Here is a 16,952-nt window from a genome sequence, read left to right as displayed (position 1 = left end):
ATTTCACCACCGCACGACGCAGATTCGATATCACTGGCTTTTTGCTGTTTGGCCTCAGCCTTGTTCTCTTCTCAAGCGGAATAGAGCTATTCGGGGAAAAGATTGTCGCCAGCTGGATTGCCTTGACGGTAATTGTCACCAGCATCGGGTTACTGCTTCTCTATATTCTCCATGCGCGACACACGCCAAACCCATTAATTTCATTAGATTTATTTAAAACCCGCACTTTCTCGATCGGTATCGTAGGCAATATTGCAACCCGTCTGGGGACCGGTTGTGTACCGTTCCTTATGCCATTGATGTTACAGGTAGGATTTGGTTATCAGGCGTTTATTGCCGGCTGTATGATGGCACCGACAGCGTTAGGTTCCATTATTGCAAAATCGATGGTTACCCAAGTCTTACGTCGTCTGGGCTATCGCCATACGTTAGTGGGGATCACGGTGATTATTGGGCTAATGATCGCTCAGTTCTCTTTGCAATCACCGGCAATGGCGATATGGATGCTGATCTTGCCGTTGTTTATATTAGGGATGGCTATGTCGACGCAATTTACCGCGATGAATACCATCACACTTGCCGATCTGACCGATGACAACGCCAGCAGCGGTAACAGTGTTCTGGCGGTCACGCAGCAACTGTCGATTAGTTTAGGCGTTGCTGTAAGTGCGGCCGTCCTTCGCGTTTATGAAGGGATGGAAGGCACAACGACTGTCGAACAATTCCACTATACGTTTATCACGATGGGCATTATTACTGTTGCTTCAGCAGCAATGTTCATGCTTCTGAAAACAACCGATGGTAATAATTTGATCAAAAGACAGCGTAAATCTAAGCCGAACCGCGTTCCATCAGAATCGGAGTAAGTTGTAATCGTTGTTGCTGAAGGGTCGGCTGGGTTATCCGATGGATGAGTACATCAATCGCCAGCTCCCCCAGTTCATCTTTCGGTTGGTGGATAGTGGTTAATGGTGGCGTCATAAAGCTTGCCAGTTCGATATCGTCATAGCCAATCACCGCGATATCCTGCGGAACCTGTAACTCTGCCTGATATAACGCCTGGTAAACGCCAACAGCCATAGCGTCATTTCCGGTAAAGACGGCCTGAGGACGCAGCGGATGTGATAACAGTTGGCGCATGGCGTCAAACCCGCCGTTAAATTCAAAATCACCAGTGACTTCATAGCCATCAGGAATGTTGAGACCCGCACGTTTCATCGCCGCCCGATAACCTTCCAACCGCAGGCGCGCCGGAGTTTTATCCAGCGGACCGGTAATACAGGCGATACGGGTATGACCTTTATCGATCAGATATTGCGTTGCTAAGTCTCCGCCCAGCAACGAGTTATCCTGAATAAGATCGCTGTCGCCATCGAACGGAGCCCAGTCCATCATCACAGTAGGCACTGTCGGATAACGTTGCATGATTTCACGCGAAGGTTGATGCGTTTCGGTGCACAGTAACAGCAAGCCATCAACGCGTTTTTGCATCAGCGTTTCCAGATTGCGATTCATCCGCTGTTCATCTCCTTCGGTATTGCAAAGGACGAGACTATAACCGCGTTCGAAGCAGCTGCGTTCAACGCCACGCACCAGTTCTGAATAGAAAGGATTGGTACTGGCAGTGATCAACATGCCAATGGTATGTGTTTGATTGAGTTTGAGGCTACGCGCCAGGGCTGATGGCGCGTAATTGAGTTCTTTAATCGCCGCTTCAACTTTGGCGGTAATCGCTTCACTGACGAAGCGATCTTTATTGATAACGTGAGAAACTGTTGAGGTAGAAACGCCCGCCAGGCGGGCAACATCTTTCATTGTAGCCAAGCGTCACCTCTGCCTGTCTAAAAATGCGTCGATCTCTTCACGCCACGGTACGGAAGGTTGTGCGCCTTTACGTGTTACGGCAATCGCAGCGGCAGCATGGGCAAACCGAATCGCCTCTGGCAATGGTTTTTCTTCCAGCAACGCCGTGATTAACGCGCCGTTAAAGGTATCTCCGGCAGCAATGGTATCGACAGCCTGCACCCGGAATCCAGGAACGCGCTGACCTTCACCATTCACGCTAGCCCATACACCACGACTTCCTAAAGTAATCAGTACAGTACGGATACCTTTTTCATGCAGTACCTGCGCCGCCTTCGCTGCATCTTCATCATTTTCAACACGAATACCGGTGAGCTTTTCTGCTTCCGTTTCGTTTGGCGTAATAATGTCCACCAGCGCCAGCAGTTCGTCAGGAAGTTCGCGAGCCGGAGCCGGGTTAAGCGCAACGATAGTCTTATTTTGATGGGCGATTTTCGCCGCTGCCATCACACTTTCGAGTGGTGATTCCAGCTGCATTAATAATGCTGACGCGTTGGCAATACGCTCACGTTGCGCTTCCACCAGCGCCGGGGAAAGGGCAGCATTAGCGCCGACATGAATACCGATGACATTCTCACCTTCGCCATTAACAAAAATCAGCGCCACACCTGTTGATTCGCCTTTGATCACGCTGACCGGAGTAATATCAATGTTATCAGTGGCGAGCTGCTGGCGAACGCTCTCACCAATGCTGTCATCACCCGTACAGGCAATAAACGCGATATTCGCACCGCTACGCCCAGCAGCCACAGCCTGATTCGCGCCTTTGCCGCCAAATGCAACCTGATAGTGGTTACCGGTTACGGTTTCGCCTGGAGTAGGAAAAGATTGAAGATTAAGAATGTGGTCAGCATTAATGCTGCCAAGAACAACGAGGCTGCCTGCGTTTTGCATATTCGGGATGTCCATAAAATGCGCCACCGTGTTAGGGTGGCGCGTGCCCTGCTTTTCTTTATATTACACGTTCATCTGTCGATGACGTATTTATGTCACCATCAGGTCATACAACCTGATTAAAACTACTGCTTAACAACCAGTTTCAGATCAACCGGATACTTAGCCTGAACTTTCTCGCCTTTCAGCACTTTATCTGCGGTTTCGACGCCTTTCGCGCCAATCTGATCGGGTAGCTGAGCGATAGTCGCTGCTAGTTTGCCATCATTCACCGCTTTTTCGCCATCCGGTGTACCGTCAAATCCGACGACCATCACATCCGATTTACCGGCAGTTTGCAGTGCGCGCAGCGCGCCCAGCGCCATTTCATCATTCTGCGCGAATACAGCCTGAACATCCGGATGAGCGGTCAACAGGTTCTGCATTACGTTCAAACCTTTAGTGCGATCAAAATCTGCTGGCTGGCTGGCAAGAACATTAAACTTGTGAGCAGCAACGGCCTGCTGGAAGCCTTCGCCACGTTCACGGGCTGCGGATGTACCAGCAATGCCTTGCAGCTCGATAACTTTGGCACCTTCACCCGCTTTCTTCGCGATGTAATCACCGGCGATTTTGCCACCCAGTACGTTATCAGAAGCAATGTGGCTCACCACTTCACCTTTCGTTGCCTGGCGGTCAAGAGTGATAACCGGGATGTTCGCCTGGTTAGCCATCTTCACAGCATTACCTACTGCGTCGGAGTCGGTCGGGTTAATCAGCAGAATTTTGGTGCCGCGAACGGTTAAGTCCTGCACGTTCGCCAGCTCTTTCGCCGGGTTGTTCTGGGAGTCCAGCACCACCAGGTTATAGCCAAGCTTATCCGCCTCTTTCTGCGCGCCATCTTTCAGCGATACAAAGAACGGGTTGTTAAGCGTGGAGACCACCAGCGCGATGGTGTCTTTTGCCATCGCATTCGCACTGACGGTGGCGCTTAGCGCAACAGCGGAAACCAGGGTAGCCAGTTTTTTCATGTTCATATTCAAGATGTCCTGTAGTCGTTATTACTGCTTTTTGTTGTCTACCAGCACCGCCAGCAAAATCACCACCGCTTTGACGATCATCTGGTAATAGGAGGAAACACCTAACAAATTCAATCCATTATTAAGGAAGCCAAGAATTAATGCGCCGATCAACGTCCCAACAATGCGACCTTTTCCGCCCGCCAGACTCGTACCGCCCAGAACCACCGCAGCAATAGCATCCAGCTCATAGCCAGTCCCCGCCGTGGGTTGTGCGGAGGAGAGACGCGCCACTTCAATGATCCCGGCCAGCGATGCCAGCAGACCACAAAGAGAATAGACGATGATTTTGATTTTATTGACGTTGATACCAGAAAGACGCGTTGCCGCTTCGTTGCCGCCCAGCGCGTAGATGTAACGCCCCAGACGCGTGTGATGCAGCATGTACCAGGCCGCGAGGAAGACAATCCCCATGATCCAGACTGGCGTCGGTACGCCCAGCGGACGACCAATACCAAACCAGCCAAACAGATCGGCGTTCTCAGTAAAGCCGGTATTCACTGGGCTACCGTTGGTATAAACCATGGTCACGCCGCGCAGTAAAAGCATCATAACCAGCGTAGCGATAAACGCCTGAACGCGACCTTTCGCTACAATCACCCCGGTTACCGCACCAATTGCGGCACCTAACGCGAGAGCGGCAGCGACAGCCACCAGCGCATTGACTTCAATGCCGACGATAGATGCAGCAACTGCGCCGGTTAGCGCCAACAGAGAACCTACAGACAAGTCGATGCCCGACGTCAGGATCACCAGCGTCATCCCGACCGCCATAATGGCGTTCACCGAGGTTTGCTGGAGAATATTGAATAAGTTATTGATGGTGAAAAAGTTCGGGCTTAACGTCGAGACAATCGCGATCAGCACCAGCAGAGCGATAAGCGATTTCTGCTCCATCAGCCACGCTTTCGTGAAATAACGGCGACCAGAGACAGTCTGGGTTGTCATTTTTTTACTCCTGATTCACGCGATTAAGCTTGCCCACAGCGGCAGCCATTAACACTTCCTGGGTGGCCTGCTCACGAGTAAATTCCCCGCTGAGATGCCCTTCATGCATGACGATGATGCGATCGCTCATGCCTAATACTTCTGGCATCTCCGATGACACCAGAATGATGCTCAAGCCATCGGCTTTGAACTGGTTAATCAGTTGATAGATCTCTTTTTTCGCGCCGACATCTACGCCACGGGTAGGTTCATCAAGGATCAACACTTTGGGGCGTGTCATCAGACCGCGGGCAATCGCCACTTTTTGCTGATTGCCACCGGAAAGCAGACCAATTGCCTGTTCCATCGACGGTGTTTTCACATTAAACAGACGAATGAAATCACTCACAGCCTGCTGTTCATCGGCATGCTTCAAACTGCCGCCAGCGCGGCTGAAGTAGCGCAGCGCTGTCAGCGACATGTTCTCTTTTACTGACATGCCCAACACTAAACCGTCACGTTTACGGTCTTCGGAGATATACACAATGCCGCTTGCCAGGCCATCCTGCGGTGAACGGGTAACGACTTCATGCCCATCCAGGGTGACGTAACCGCTGGTGCGCGGTAGTGCGCCGTAGAGCACTTTCATCAGTTCGGTACGACCTGCGCCCATCAAACCAGAGACGCCAAGAATTTCGCCTTTGCGTAAAGTAAAAGAGACATCGTTAACGCCAGGTCCGCAGAGATTATCGACTTTCAGGCGGATATCTCCCGGCGCTTTGTCCAGGTGTGGATATTGATCTTCTAGCTTGCGGCCCACCATCATCTCAATCAGCGAATCTTCGGTCAGTGATGCCACTTCGCGCTCAGCAATAAATTGCCCGTCACGAAAAACGGTAACGTCATCGCAAATCTCGAAGATTTCTTTCATGCGGTGGGAGATATAGACAATACCGCGGCCTTGCGATTTCAGCTCGCGTATGACGCGGAACAGGGATTCGGTTTCGGTATCGGTCAGCGCATCGGTCGGTTCATCCATAATGATGACTTTCGACTCAAAGCTCAGCACTTTGGCGATTTCAACCATTTGCTGGTCACCGATGGAAAGATCGCCCACCAGCTTGTCGCTTTTAAAGCGCAGGTTAAGTTTAGCCAGCAATTTATCCGCTTCGGCATACATGGTTTTCCAGTCAATTTTGCCAAAGCGATTAACAAACTCACGACCGAGGAAAATGTTTTCGGCAATGGTCAACTGCGGGATCAGGTTCAGTTCCTGATGGATAATCCCAATCCCGGCTTCCTGGGAAGATTTCGGCCCGGTAAATGTCGTTTCTTTCCCCAGCCATAAAAGCGTGCCGGCATCGCGAGCATAGATACCAGTAAGCACTTTCATCATGGTGGATTTACCCGCGCCGTTTTCGCCCACCAGCGCCATCACGCGGCCCGGATAGACATTTAACGCTGCGCCCGAGAGGGCTTTTACGCCCGGGAAGGCTTTATCGATGCCTTTAAGCTGAAGTAATGCTTCCATGACGGCCTCAGAACGTCACGCCAGCACAGAGAATGATATTCGCATACGGAGAACATTCTCCGCTGCGAATTACCGCCTGACTTTCTGCGGTTTGTTGTTTGAATTGTTCATGCGTGGTGTAACGAATTTCAATGGTATTTCCCTGGTGTTTTTGCAGCTGCTCAAGGTGAGTGAGCAACGTTTCGTGGAGTTGCGGATTATGTTGTTTGATCTCTTCCGCGATAATGGCAGCCTCGACCTGCATTTCATTTGTGACGACGCCCAGCACCTGCATAAAAGAAGGTACACCCTGGGTTAATGCCATATCGATACGCGTTGTACTTTTGGGGATGGGTAAACCAGCATCACACACCACCAGCGTATCGGTATGTCCCAGACGGGAGATCACCGATGAAATATCAGAATTAAGAACGGTGCCTTTTTTCATTTTTTTCTCCATCAGCGAAACGTTTCGCTGACCCGCAGTTTAATCCTGACTGAGTTGGGAAAACCATCGTGACGTTACGGAAATGTGATCAACCTCGAAACGTTTTACATGGTGATTAACCATGAAAACAAAAACGCCCCCTTATGGAGAAAGGAGGCGTCTGGCGTTAGATTTCGACCTGAGTACCCAGTTCGATAACCCTGTTTGGCGGAATTTCAAATTGATCTGGTGCACGCAGCGCATTACGTTGCAGCAGCAAGTACAGCTTGCCGCGCAGACGCAAATACCACGGGCGTTTGCCGAGGATCAACGACTCATGCGACATAAAGAAGGAGGTTTCCATCATCCGGCAACTTAATCCTTCCAGACCGCAGCGGTGGAAAACTTCTTCCACGTTTGGCGTTTCTCGCCAACCATAACTTGCCACCACGCGCCAGAAAGTGGGCGACAGTTGTTCAATCTGTACCCGACGGACATTATGGACATATGGCGCGTCTTCGGTACGCAGAGTTAACAGAATCACCCGCTCATGCAATACCTTGTTATGTTTAAGGTTATGCATCAGCGCAAAGGGAATGACGTTGATTGCACGCGACATATACACCGCGGTCCCGGGCACGCGAACAGGCGGTGATTTCTCCAGCGAAGCAATCATCGCTTCCAGAGAGTTACCATGTTCATGCATCCGCCGCAGCAAGCGGAAACGCTCGCTCTTCCAGGTGGTCATCACGATAAACATCACCGTACCGAGGCTCAATGGCAACCAGCCGCCGGAGAGCAGTTTATCGAGGTTAGCGGTGAACAATGGAATATCGACACAAAGGAAAGCAATCAGGATCAGCGCAACAAAATACTTATTCCAGTGCCAGTTCTGACGTGCCACGGTAGTCGAGAGAATAGACGTCAGCACCATGGTTCCGGTCACCGCAATCCCGTACGCCGCCGCCAGGTTGCTGGAGTGCTCAAAGCTGACAATCACAATCACGACCGCGACATAGAGCATCCAGTTCACAAACGGAATATAGATTTGCCCTGACTCCATTTCGGAGGTGTGAATAATGCGCATCGGCGACAAATATCCCAGACGTACCGCCTGACGCGTCAATGAGAAGACGCCAGAGATAACCGCCTGCGAGGCAATTACCGTCGCCAGTGCGGCGATGATCAGCAGCGGGATCAGCGCCCAGTCCGGTGCCAACAGGAAGAACGGGTTCTTAATCGCTTCCGGGTTCTTTAACAACAGCGCTCCCTGACCGAAGTAATTAAGGGTCAAGGAAGGTAATACGACGGTGAACCACGCCAGGCGAATAGGGAACTTACCAAAGTGCCCCATATCAGCATACAGCGCCTCGACCCCCGTAATCGACAACACCACTGCCCCTAATGCAATAAAAGAAACCGTTTTGTATTCAAGGAAGAAATGCACCGCCCACATTGGATTCAGCGCATGCAGCACTTCCGGGTTAGCAATAATGCTACGTAACCCCAGTCCTGCCAGAATCAAAAACCAGGTCAGCATGATCGGCGCAAACAGCTTACCGACCATAGCCGTGCCATGTTTTTGAATCATAAATAATAAAGTGAGAACGATAATTGAGAGGGGAACTATCCAGGTATCCAGCTGCGGGGCGACGATTTCCAGACCTTCAATGGCTGACATCACCGAAATAGCGGGTGTTATGACGACTTCACCATAGAAAAAGCTGCCGCCGATTAGCCCCATAATCACCAGCATTGATGTGGTTCGCGCCGACGTATTACGCCCGGCAAGCGACATCAACGTCAGGATCCCCCCCTCACCGGCGTTATCTGCCCGCATCACGAAGGTGAGATATTTAATGGAAACCACAAAGATTAGCAGCCAGAAGATCAGCGATAAAAAGCCAAACACGGCATCGCGTTCAACGCCAAAACCAAACTGGCCGGACAAACATTCACGAAGTGTATATAACGGGCTGGTACCAATATCGCCGTAGACAACTCCAATCGCCGCGAGGGTAATCGCGGGCAATGATTGCTTATTATCAGTGCTCATAGACTAGTCTTTCGTTGAAATATGAAATGTGTGCTTAGTCCCTTGGCCCACAAAAAAGCGCACAGTATGCACGATTAACGGCAAAATCGTACTCCTAAATGCGGCCACATTAACCTGGCTCAAAGAAAAATACCCCCCCTTTGAGACTATTTTAGCCACCAGCAAGAAACGTCTATACTCGCAATTTACGCAGAACTTTTGACGAAAGGACGCCACTTCATTATGGCTCACCCTCATTTATTAGCGGAAAGAATTTCCCGCCTGAGCAGTTCGTTGGAAAAGGGGCTTTATGAACGTAGCCACGCCATCCGCTTGTGTTTATTAGCGGCATTAAGTGGTGAAAGTGTGTTCCTCCTTGGCCCGCCAGGTATTGCCAAAAGTTTGATCGCCCGGCGCTTAAAATTCGCCTTTCAGAATGCCCGCGCGTTTGAATATCTGATGACCCGCTTCTCCACGCCGGAAGAAGTTTTTGGTCCCCTTTCTATTCAGGCGCTAAAAGATGAAGGGCGCTATGAACGTTTAACCAGCGGTTACCTGCCGGAAGCAGAAATTGTCTTTCTGGATGAGATCTGGAAAGCGGGCCCGGCAATTCTTAATACCTTGCTCACCGCCATTAACGAGCGCCAGTTCCGCAACGGTGCACACGTAGAAAAAATCCCGATGCGTCTGCTGGTGGCGGCCTCCAACGAGCTGCCGGAAGCAGACAGCAGTCTGGAAGCGTTATATGACCGCATGCTGATTCGTCTGTGGTTAGATAAAGTGCAGGATAAAGCGAATTTCCGCTCCATGCTGACCAGTCAACAGGATGAAAACGACAATCCGGTTCCTGATGCCTTGCAGGTCACAGATGAAGAATATGAACGCTGGCAGAAAGAGATTGGTGAAATTACGCTGCCCGATCATGTATTTGAGCTGATTTTTATGCTGCGCCAGCAACTGGATAAATTACCGGATGCGCCTTATGTCTCGGATCGTCGCTGGAAAAAAGCGATCCGCTTATTGCAGGCCAGCGCCTTTTTTAGCGGTCGCAGTGCTGTTGCCCCGGTAGATCTCATTTTGCTGAAAGATTGCCTGTGGTATGACGCGCAAAGCCTGAATTTGATACAACAACAAATTGATGTATTGATGACCGGTCACGCCTGGCAACAGCAAGGGATGTTGACTCGCCTTGGCGCGATTGTGCAACGTCACCTGCAACTCCAGCAGCAACAAAGCGATAAAACAGCCTTAACGGTAATTCGTCTGGGCGGCATTTTCAGCCGTCGTCAGCAGTATCAACTTCCTGTTAACGTTACTGCTTCCACTCTGACTCTGCTGCTGCAAAAACCGTTAAAATTGCATGATATGGAAGTGGTTCATATCTCCTTTGAGCGTAACGCGCTGGAACAGTGGCTGAGTAAAGGTGGTGAAATTCGCGGCAAACTGAACGGTATCGGCTTTGCCCAGAAATTGAATCTGGAAGTGGATAGCGCCCAACATCTTGTTGTACGCGATGTAAGTTTACAAGGCAGTACGCTGGCACTTCCCGGTTCATCGGCTGAAGGTCTGCCAGGTGAAATAAAACAACAACTGGAAGAGCTTGAAAGTGACTGGCGCAAGCAACACGCTTTATTCAGCGAACAGCAAAAATGTCTGTTTATCCCTGGCGACTGGTTAGGTCGCATTGAAGCCAGCCTACAGGATGTCGGCGCACAGATTCGCCAGGCACAACAATGCTAACGCTGGATACGCTTAATGTGATGCTGGCCGTCAGCGAAGAGGGATTGATCGAAGAGATGATCATCGCGCTGCTGGCCTCACCGCAGCTGGCAGTCTTCTTTGAAAAATTCCCACGACTGAAGGCGGCAATCACTGATGATGTTCCCCGCTGGCGTGAGGCGCTGCGCAGTCGGCTGAAAGATGCCCGAGTCCCGCCGGAACTCACCGAAGAGGTGATGTGCTATCAGCAAAGCCAGCTCCTCTCCACGCCGCAGTTTATTGTGCAGCTACCACAGATCCTGGACTTACTGCATCGTCTGAATTCCCCATGGGCAGAACAAGCCCGACAGTTGGTTGATGCTAACAGCACGATCACTTCAGCGTTACATACGCTTTTCCTCCAGCGTTGGCGTTTAAGTCTGATCGTGCAAGCAACGACGTTAAATCAACAGCTATTAGAAGAAGAACGCGAACAACTGTTAAGTGAAGTTCAGGAACGCATGACGCTGAGCGGACAACTTGAACCGATTCTCGCAGATAACAATACCGCAGCTGGTCGTCTGTGGGATATGAGCGCCGGTCAGCTTAAACGTGGCGACTATCAGTTGATTGTGAAATACGGTGAATTTCTTAACGAACAGCCGGAACTGAAACGCCTGGCAGAACAGCTGGGGCGTTCCCGGGAAGCCAAATCAATACCGCGTAACGATGCGCAGATGGAAGCCTTCCGCACCATGGTGCGCGAACCGGCAACTGTTCCTGAGCAGGTTGATGGTCTGCAACAAAGCGATGATATTTTACGTCTCCTGCCGCCAGAACTGGCGACACTAGGGATAACGGAACTGGAGTATGAGTTTTACCGTCGGCTGGTGGAAAAACAGTTGCTCACCTATCGCCTGCACGGTGAGTCGTGGCGTGAAAAAGTGATCGAACGTCCGGTGGTACATAAAGATTACGATGAACAGCCGCGCGGGCCGTTTATTGTCTGTGTGGATACTTCCGGCTCAATGGGCGGCTTTAATGAACAGTGTGCGAAAGCGTTCTGCCTGGCCTTGATGCGCATTGCTCTCGCTGAAAACCGGCGCTGCTATATTATGCTATTTTCCACCGAGATCGTCCGTTATGAGCTTTCAGGCCCACAAGGCATCGAACAAGCAATCCGTTTTTTAAGCCAGCAGTTTCGTGGCGGCACCGATCTTGCCAGTTGTTTTCGCGCCATTATGGAACGCTTGCAAAGCAGGGAATGGTTTGATGCCGACGCGGTGGTGATTTCTGATTTTATCGCTCAGCGGTTGCCTGACGACGTGACGAGTAAAGTGAAAGAGCTGCAGCGGGTACATCAGCATCGCTTTCATGCCGTGGCGATGTCGGCACACGGCAAACCCGGCATCATGCGCATTTTCGATCATATCTGGCGCTTTGATACCGGGATGCGAAGCCGCCTGCTCAGACGCTGGCGGCGATAAATTATTACAGCAGAGAAGGGACGTTCTCGCGAACAGCAGCTGGCCATACACCACACTGAACCTGGCCGATATGCGGCAGTTGCAGCAGCAGCATGGTCAAACGAGACTGGCCGATACCGCCGCCGATGGTCTGCGGCATTTCACCGCGCAGCAGCGCCTGATGCCACTCCAGCTCCAGACGATCTTCATCACCGGTCAGCGCCAACTGATGCTTCAACGTGTCGGCATCCACGCGGATCCCCATGGAAGAAAGCTCAAACGCATCTTCCAGTACAGGGTTCCACACCAGAATATCGCCGTTCAGACCCGCATGACCCAGCTCTGACGGGGTGCTCCAGTCATCATAATCCGGTGCGCGCACGTCGTGGCGATGACCATCGCTCAGCTTGCCGCCAATCCCGACAAGGAATACCGCGCCAAGATCTTTCGCTATCGCCCGCTCACGCCCTTTGGCATCGAGATCCGGATAACGAGACAGTAACTCCTGGCTGTGTACGAAGTGGATCTGATCCGGCAGGAACGGTGCCAGGCCAAACTCTTCGCTAACCGCAGCTTCGGTTGCTTTAATTCCCGCCCAGATCGCCTCTACCGTGCTTTTCAGAGTCGAGAATTGACGCTCACCGTCGCCCATTACGCGTTCCCAGTCCCACTGGTCAACATAGACCGAGTGCAACGGAGAAAGACGGTCTTCATCGGGGCGAAGGGCTTTCATGTGCGTGTACAGTCCTTCGCCCGCGCTGAAGTCGTGTTGCCCTAAGGTCTGACGTTTCCACTTCGCCAGTGAATGAACCACTTCGAACTGGGCATCAGGCAGAGCTTTCACTTTTACCTGCACCGCTTTTTCACAGCCCGACAAGTTATCCTGCGTGCCATCCCCCACACGGCTAAGAATCGGCGCCTGGACTTCGATCAGCCCCAGACGTTCTTCCAGTTGGCGAGAAAAGTGAGATTTCACGAAGCTAATTTGGCGTTGTTTGGCAATGTAAGCGGTTTTCATTTTTTATACTCCTGCGTCCTGTTGCTTATGATTAAGCAACAAAAACCGACACACATGCAATAATCATTCAATAAAAAGCCTAACACACTTTTGATTCATTAAAAAAGAAGGCTAAAATAGAATGAATCATCAATCTGCATAAGAAAATCCTATGGAAAATTATCTGATCGACAATCTGGACCGTGGCATCCTGGAAGCATTAATGGGCAATGCGCGCACCGCTTACGCCGAACTGGCGAAACAATTTGGCGTCAGTCCGGGGACGATTCACGTTCGAGTAGAGAAAATGAAGCAGGCGGGGATCATTACCGGGGCGCGTATTGATGTCAGCCCGAAGCAGCTCGGTTATGACGTAGGCTGCTTTATCGGCATTATATTAAAGAGCGCCAAAGACTACCCTTCCGCGCTGGCAAAGCTGGAAAGCCTTGATGAAGTCACTGAAGCCTATTACACAACCGGCCACTACAGCATCTTTATAAAAGTGATGTGCCGTTCGATCGACGCTCTCCAGCATGTACTTATCAACAAGATCCAAACAATTGATGAAATTCAGTCCACCGAGACATTGATCGTCCTGCAAAACCCGATCATGCGTACCATCAAGCCATAATCGGCTTTTTTAATCCCATACTTTTCCACAGGTAGATCCCAACGCGTTCACAGCGTACAATACGCCACTCTTAATAAAGGTGGCGGTTTATGGCAGATATCACTCTTATCAGCGGCAGCACCCTCGGCGGTGCCGAATATGTAGCAGAACACCTGGCTGAAAAGCTGGAAGAGGCGGGTTTTACCACCGAAACGCTGCACGGTCCGCTGTTGGAAGATTTATCTGCCTCGGGGATCTGGCTGATTATCAGCTCCACCCACGGTGCCGGAGATATTCCGGACAACCTTTCTCCTTTCTATGAAGCATTGCAGGAACAGAAGCCCGATCTTTCTGCGGTCCGCTTTGGCGCAATCGGTATTGGCAGTCGTGAATATGACACCTTTTGTGGGGCTATCGATAAACTCGAGGCAGAACTCAAAAATTCCGGTGCAAAACAGACAGGCGAAACACTGAAGATCAACATTCTTGATCACGACATTCCGGAAGATCCGGCAGAAGAATGGCTGGGATCGTGGATTAATTTACTCAAATAAGTATACAGATCGTGCGATCTACTGTGGATAACTCTGTCAGGAAGCTTGGATCAACCGGTAGTTATCCAAAGAACAACCGTTGTTCAGTTTTTGAGTTGTGTATAACCCTTCATTCTGATCCCAGCTTATACGGTCCAGGATCACCGATCATTCACAGTTAATGATCCTTTCCAGGTTGTTGATCTTAAAAGCCGGATCCTTGTTATCCACAGGGCAGTGCGATCCTAATAAGAGATCACAATAGAACAGATCTCTAAATAAATAGATCTTCTTTTTAATACCCAGGATCCCAGGTCTTTCTCAAGCCGACAAAGTTGAGTAGAATCCACGGCCCGGGCTTCAATCCATTTTCATACCGCGTTATGCGAGGCAATCACCATGTTTTATCCGGATCCTTTTGACGTCATCATCATTGGCGGGGGTCATGCAGGCACCGAGGCCGCGATGGCCGCGGCGCGTATGGGTCAACAGACTCTGCTTTTGACACACAATATCGACACTCTGGGGCAGATGAGCTGCAACCCGGCGATCGGCGGTATTGGGAAGGGACATCTGGTAAAAGAAGTGGATGCACTCGGCGGTCTGATGGCGAAAGCGATCGATCAAGCGGGTATCCAGTTTAGGATACTAAACGCAAGCAAAGGACCGGCGGTTCGCGCTACCCGAGCTCAGGCGGATCGTGTGCTCTACCGTCAGGCGGTACGTACGGCGCTGGAGAACCAACCGAACCTGATGATCTTCCAGCAGGCGGTTGAAGATCTTATTGTCGAAAACGATCGCGTGGTCGGTGCTGTTACCCAAATGGGACTGAAGTTCCGTGCCAAAGCCGTCGTGCTCACCGTTGGGACGTTCCTCGACGGTAAAATTCATATCGGTCTGGATAATTACAGCGGTGGCCGTGCTGGTGATCCGCCGTCCATTCCGCTTTCTCGCCGTTTGCGTGAACTGCCGCTGCGCGTTGGTCGTCTGAAAACCGGGACACCACCGCGTATTGATGCTCGAACTATCGACTTTAGTGTGCTGGCGCAACAGCATGGCGATAACCCAATGCCGGTATTCTCGTTTATGGGCAATGCGTCCCAGCATCCCCAGCAGGTGCCGTGTTATATCACTCATACCAACGAGAAAACCCATGATGTGATCCGCAGTAACCTCGATCGTAGCCCAATGTATGCAGGGGTGATCGAAGGTGTCGGCCCACGCTACTGCCCGTCGATCGAAGACAAAGTCATGCGCTTCGCCGACAGAAATCAGCATCAGATCTTCCTTGAACCGGAAGGACTGACCTCTAATGAAATTTATCCGAACGGTATCTCCACCAGCCTGCCGTTCGATGTGCAGATGCAAATCGTCCGCTCTATGCAGGGGATGGAAAACGCGAAGATCGTGCGTCCGGGTTATGCCATTGAGTATGACTTCTTCGATCCTCGCGACCTGAAACCGACGCTGGAGAGCAAGTTTATCCAGGGGCTGTTCTTTGCTGGTCAGATTAACGGCACTACCGGTTACGAAGAAGCCGCTGCGCAAGGTTTGCTGGCCGGTCTTAACGCTGCCCGTCTGTCTGCTGACAAAGAAGGTTGGGCTCCGGCACGTTCTCAGGCGTATCTCGGCGTACTAGTTGATGACCTGTGCACTTTAGGAACCAAAGAACCGTATCGTATGTTTACTTCGCGCGCAGAATATCGTCTGATGCTACGCGAAGATAATGCGGATCTGCGTTTGACTGAAATCGGTCGTGAACTGGGCCTGGTGGATGACGAACGTTGGGCGCGCTTTAACGAGAAACTTGAGAATATCGAGCGTGAGCGTCAGCGTCTGAAATCGACCTGGGTAACCCCGTCGGCGGAAGCTGCAGCCGAAGTGAATGCTCACCTGACTGCGCCGCTTTCCCGTGAAGCCAGTGGTGAAGATCTGCTGCGTCGTCCGGAAATGACTTATGAAAAATTAACCACGCTGACGCCGTTTGCCCCTGCATTGACAGACGAACAGGCGGCGGAACAGGTTGAGATTCAGGTTAAATACGAAGGTTATATCGCGCGCCAGCAAGATGAGATCGAAAAGCAGCTGCGTAACGAGAACACCCTGCTACCCGCGACACTGGATTACCGCCAGGTATCCGGTCTTTCTAACGAAGTGATCGCCAAACTTAACGATCACAAACCAGCCTCTATCGGCCAGGCTTCGCGTATTTCTGGCGTCACGCCTGCGGCCATCTCCATTCTGCTGGTGTGGCTGAAAAAACAGGGTATGCTGCGTCGTAGCGCATAACGCATTAAAAATGCCTGGTAAGCACCCGCTTACCAGGCAACGCATCAAGAACAGGTAATCACCGTGCTCAACAAACTCTCCTTACTGCTGAAAGACGCAGGTATTTCGCTTACCGATCACCAGAAAAACCAGCTTATTGCCTACGTGAATATGCTGCATAAATGGAACAAAGCGTACAACCTGACTTCGGTCCGCGATCCTAATGAGATGCTGGTACGCCATATTCTCGATAGCATTGTGGTGGCACCGTATCTGCAAGGTGAACGGTTTATCGATGTCGGCACCGGTCCTGGACTGCCTGGCATTCCACTCTCTATCGTGCGTCCTGAAGCCCATTTCACTCTGTTGGATAGCCTTGGTAAACGCGTGCGTTTCCTTCGTCAGGTGCAACATGAGCTTAAACTGGAGAATATTGAACCAGTACAGAGCAGGGTAGAAGAGTTTCCTTCAGAGCCGCCATTTGATGGCGTAATTAGCCGCGCTTTTGCCTCTCTGAACGATATGGTGAGCTGGTGCCACCATCTTCCTGGTGAGCAAGGCCGTTTCTACGCGCTAAAAGGGCAAATGCCGGAAGATGAAATCGCTTTGTTGCCCGAAGAATATCAGGTCGAATCAGTGGTTAAACTTCAGGTTCCAGCCCTGGAT

At 51.0% G+C, this 16,952-nt stretch carries 15 protein-coding genes; 7 read left to right on the top strand and 8 right to left on the bottom strand.

What is annotated here, in order from left to right:
- A partial coding sequence (locus QZF50_RS17865) for an MFS transporter (protein WP_290388936.1) occupies nt 1-866 on the top strand: 866 nt, incomplete at its 5' end.
- Here the strand turns inward: QZF50_RS17865 and rbsR are convergent.
- The 7 genes from rbsR to kup form a co-directional block, all read right to left on the bottom strand.
- Entirely contained in the window at nt 832-1,824 is a 993-nt protein-coding gene (rbsR, locus tag QZF50_RS17860) for a ribose operon transcriptional repressor RbsR (RefSeq protein WP_000224470.1), read from the bottom strand. The genes QZF50_RS17865 and rbsR overlap by 35 nt on opposite strands.
- A gap of 3 nt (nt 1,825-1,827) precedes the next feature.
- Nucleotides 1,828-2,757, bottom strand: a complete 930-nt coding sequence (gene rbsK, locus QZF50_RS17855) for a ribokinase (protein ID WP_061892611.1) — start codon at nt 2,755-2,757, stop codon at nt 1,828-1,830.
- Nucleotides 2,758-2,882: 125 nt separating this feature from the next.
- Nucleotides 2,883-3,773 (bottom strand): ribose ABC transporter substrate-binding protein RbsB, encoded by an 891-nt coding sequence (gene rbsB, locus QZF50_RS17850; protein ID WP_001056273.1) that lies wholly within the window; start codon nt 3,771-3,773, stop codon nt 2,883-2,885.
- Nucleotides 3,774-3,797: 24 nt separating this feature from the next.
- Entirely contained in the window at nt 3,798-4,763 is a 966-nt protein-coding gene (rbsC, locus tag QZF50_RS17845) for a ribose ABC transporter permease (protein WP_000211858.1), read from the bottom strand.
- A gap of 4 nt (nt 4,764-4,767) precedes the next feature.
- A complete protein-coding gene (gene rbsA, locus QZF50_RS17840) occupies nt 4,768-6,273 on the bottom strand; it encodes a ribose ABC transporter ATP-binding protein RbsA (RefSeq protein ID WP_000387753.1) in 1,506 nt (501 codons plus the stop codon).
- A 7-nt stretch (nt 6,274-6,280) separates the two neighbouring features.
- Complete coding sequence (rbsD, locus tag QZF50_RS17835; protein WP_000715936.1) at nt 6,281-6,700, bottom strand: D-ribose pyranase; 420 nt, start codon at nt 6,698-6,700, stop codon at nt 6,281-6,283.
- Between the two features lie 166 nt (nt 6,701-6,866).
- A complete protein-coding gene (kup, locus tag QZF50_RS17830) occupies nt 6,867-8,735 on the bottom strand; it encodes a low affinity potassium transporter Kup (protein ID WP_000102319.1) in 1,869 nt (622 codons plus the stop codon).
- A 222-nt stretch (nt 8,736-8,957) separates the two neighbouring features.
- Here kup and ravA point away from each other — a divergent pair, with 222 nt between their 5' ends.
- The gene (gene ravA / locus QZF50_RS17825) at nt 8,958-10,454 is read left to right on the top strand and encodes an ATPase RavA (protein ID WP_001315921.1); all 1,497 of its coding nucleotides are present in this window, start codon (nt 8,958-8,960) and stop codon (nt 10,452-10,454) included.
- Nucleotides 10,448-11,899, top strand: coding sequence for an ATPase RavA stimulator ViaA (gene viaA / locus QZF50_RS17820; protein WP_000956630.1), 1,452 nt, complete (start codon nt 10,448-10,450; stop codon nt 11,897-11,899). Before ravA ends, viaA begins: the two co-directional genes overlap by 7 nt.
- 4 nt (nt 11,900-11,903) lie before the next feature.
- Here viaA and asnA read toward each other — a convergent pair whose 3' ends face one another.
- Nucleotides 11,904-12,896, bottom strand: coding sequence for an aspartate--ammonia ligase (gene asnA, locus QZF50_RS17815; protein WP_000845103.1), 993 nt, complete (start codon nt 12,894-12,896; stop codon nt 11,904-11,906).
- A 151-nt stretch (nt 12,897-13,047) separates the two neighbouring features.
- Between asnA and asnC the strand changes: the two genes are divergently transcribed.
- The 4 genes from asnC to rsmG all read left to right on the top strand — a co-directional run.
- Nucleotides 13,048-13,506: a transcriptional regulator AsnC gene (gene asnC / locus QZF50_RS17810; RefSeq protein WP_000432970.1), complete on the top strand. Its 459-nt coding sequence runs from the start codon at nt 13,048-13,050 to the stop codon at nt 13,504-13,506.
- Nucleotides 13,507-13,595: 89 nt separating this feature from the next.
- Nucleotides 13,596-14,039 (top strand): FMN-binding protein MioC, encoded by a 444-nt coding sequence (gene mioC, locus QZF50_RS17805; protein WP_000763731.1) that lies wholly within the window; start codon nt 13,596-13,598, stop codon nt 14,037-14,039.
- 378 nt (nt 14,040-14,417) lie between these two features.
- Nucleotides 14,418-16,307, top strand: a complete 1,890-nt coding sequence (gene mnmG / locus QZF50_RS17800) for a tRNA uridine-5-carboxymethylaminomethyl(34) synthesis enzyme MnmG (RefSeq protein WP_000499788.1) — start codon at nt 14,418-14,420, stop codon at nt 16,305-16,307.
- 63 nt (nt 16,308-16,370) lie between these two features.
- On the top strand, nt 16,371-16,952 hold a 582-nt coding region (gene rsmG / locus QZF50_RS17795), incomplete at its 3' end, for a 16S rRNA (guanine(527)-N(7))-methyltransferase RsmG (RefSeq protein ID WP_137505088.1).

Source organism: uncultured Escherichia sp., from assembly GCF_948475835.1.
In the GTDB taxonomy this organism is placed as follows: domain Bacteria; phylum Pseudomonadota; class Gammaproteobacteria; order Enterobacterales; family Enterobacteriaceae; genus ECMA0423.
The sequence above is the reverse complement of the archived record's forward strand: the minus strand, read 5'-3'. Positions and strand labels throughout refer to the sequence as shown.

Coding starts and splice junctions, on each gene's coding strand:
- rbsK (WP_061892611.1), bottom strand. CDS start 2,757: ATGCAAAACGCAGGCAGCCTCGTTGTTCTTGGCAGCATTAATGCTGAC.
- rbsB (WP_001056273.1), bottom strand. CDS start 3,773: ATGAACATGAAAAAACTGGCTACCCTGGTTTCCGCTGTTGCGCTAAGC.
- rbsC (WP_000211858.1), bottom strand. CDS start 4,763: ATGACAACCCAGACTGTCTCTGGTCGCCGTTATTTCACGAAAGCGTGG.
- rbsA (WP_000387753.1), bottom strand. CDS start 6,273: ATGGAAGCATTACTTCAGCTTAAAGGCATCGATAAAGCCTTCCCGGGC.
- rbsD (WP_000715936.1), bottom strand. CDS start 6,700: ATGAAAAAAGGCACCGTTCTTAATTCTGATATTTCATCGGTGATCTCC.
- kup (WP_000102319.1), bottom strand. CDS start 8,735: ATGAGCACTGATAATAAGCAATCATTGCCCGCGATTACCCTCGCGGCG.
- ravA (WP_001315921.1), top strand. CDS start 8,958: ATGGCTCACCCTCATTTATTAGCGGAAAGAATTTCCCGCCTGAGCAGT.
- viaA (WP_000956630.1), top strand. CDS start 10,448: ATGCTAACGCTGGATACGCTTAATGTGATGCTGGCCGTCAGCGAAGAG.
- asnA (WP_000845103.1), bottom strand. CDS start 12,896: ATGAAAACCGCTTACATTGCCAAACAACGCCAAATTAGCTTCGTGAAA.
- asnC (WP_000432970.1), top strand. CDS start 13,048: ATGGAAAATTATCTGATCGACAATCTGGACCGTGGCATCCTGGAAGCA.
- mioC (WP_000763731.1), top strand. CDS start 13,596: ATGGCAGATATCACTCTTATCAGCGGCAGCACCCTCGGCGGTGCCGAA.
- mnmG (WP_000499788.1), top strand. CDS start 14,418: ATGTTTTATCCGGATCCTTTTGACGTCATCATCATTGGCGGGGGTCAT.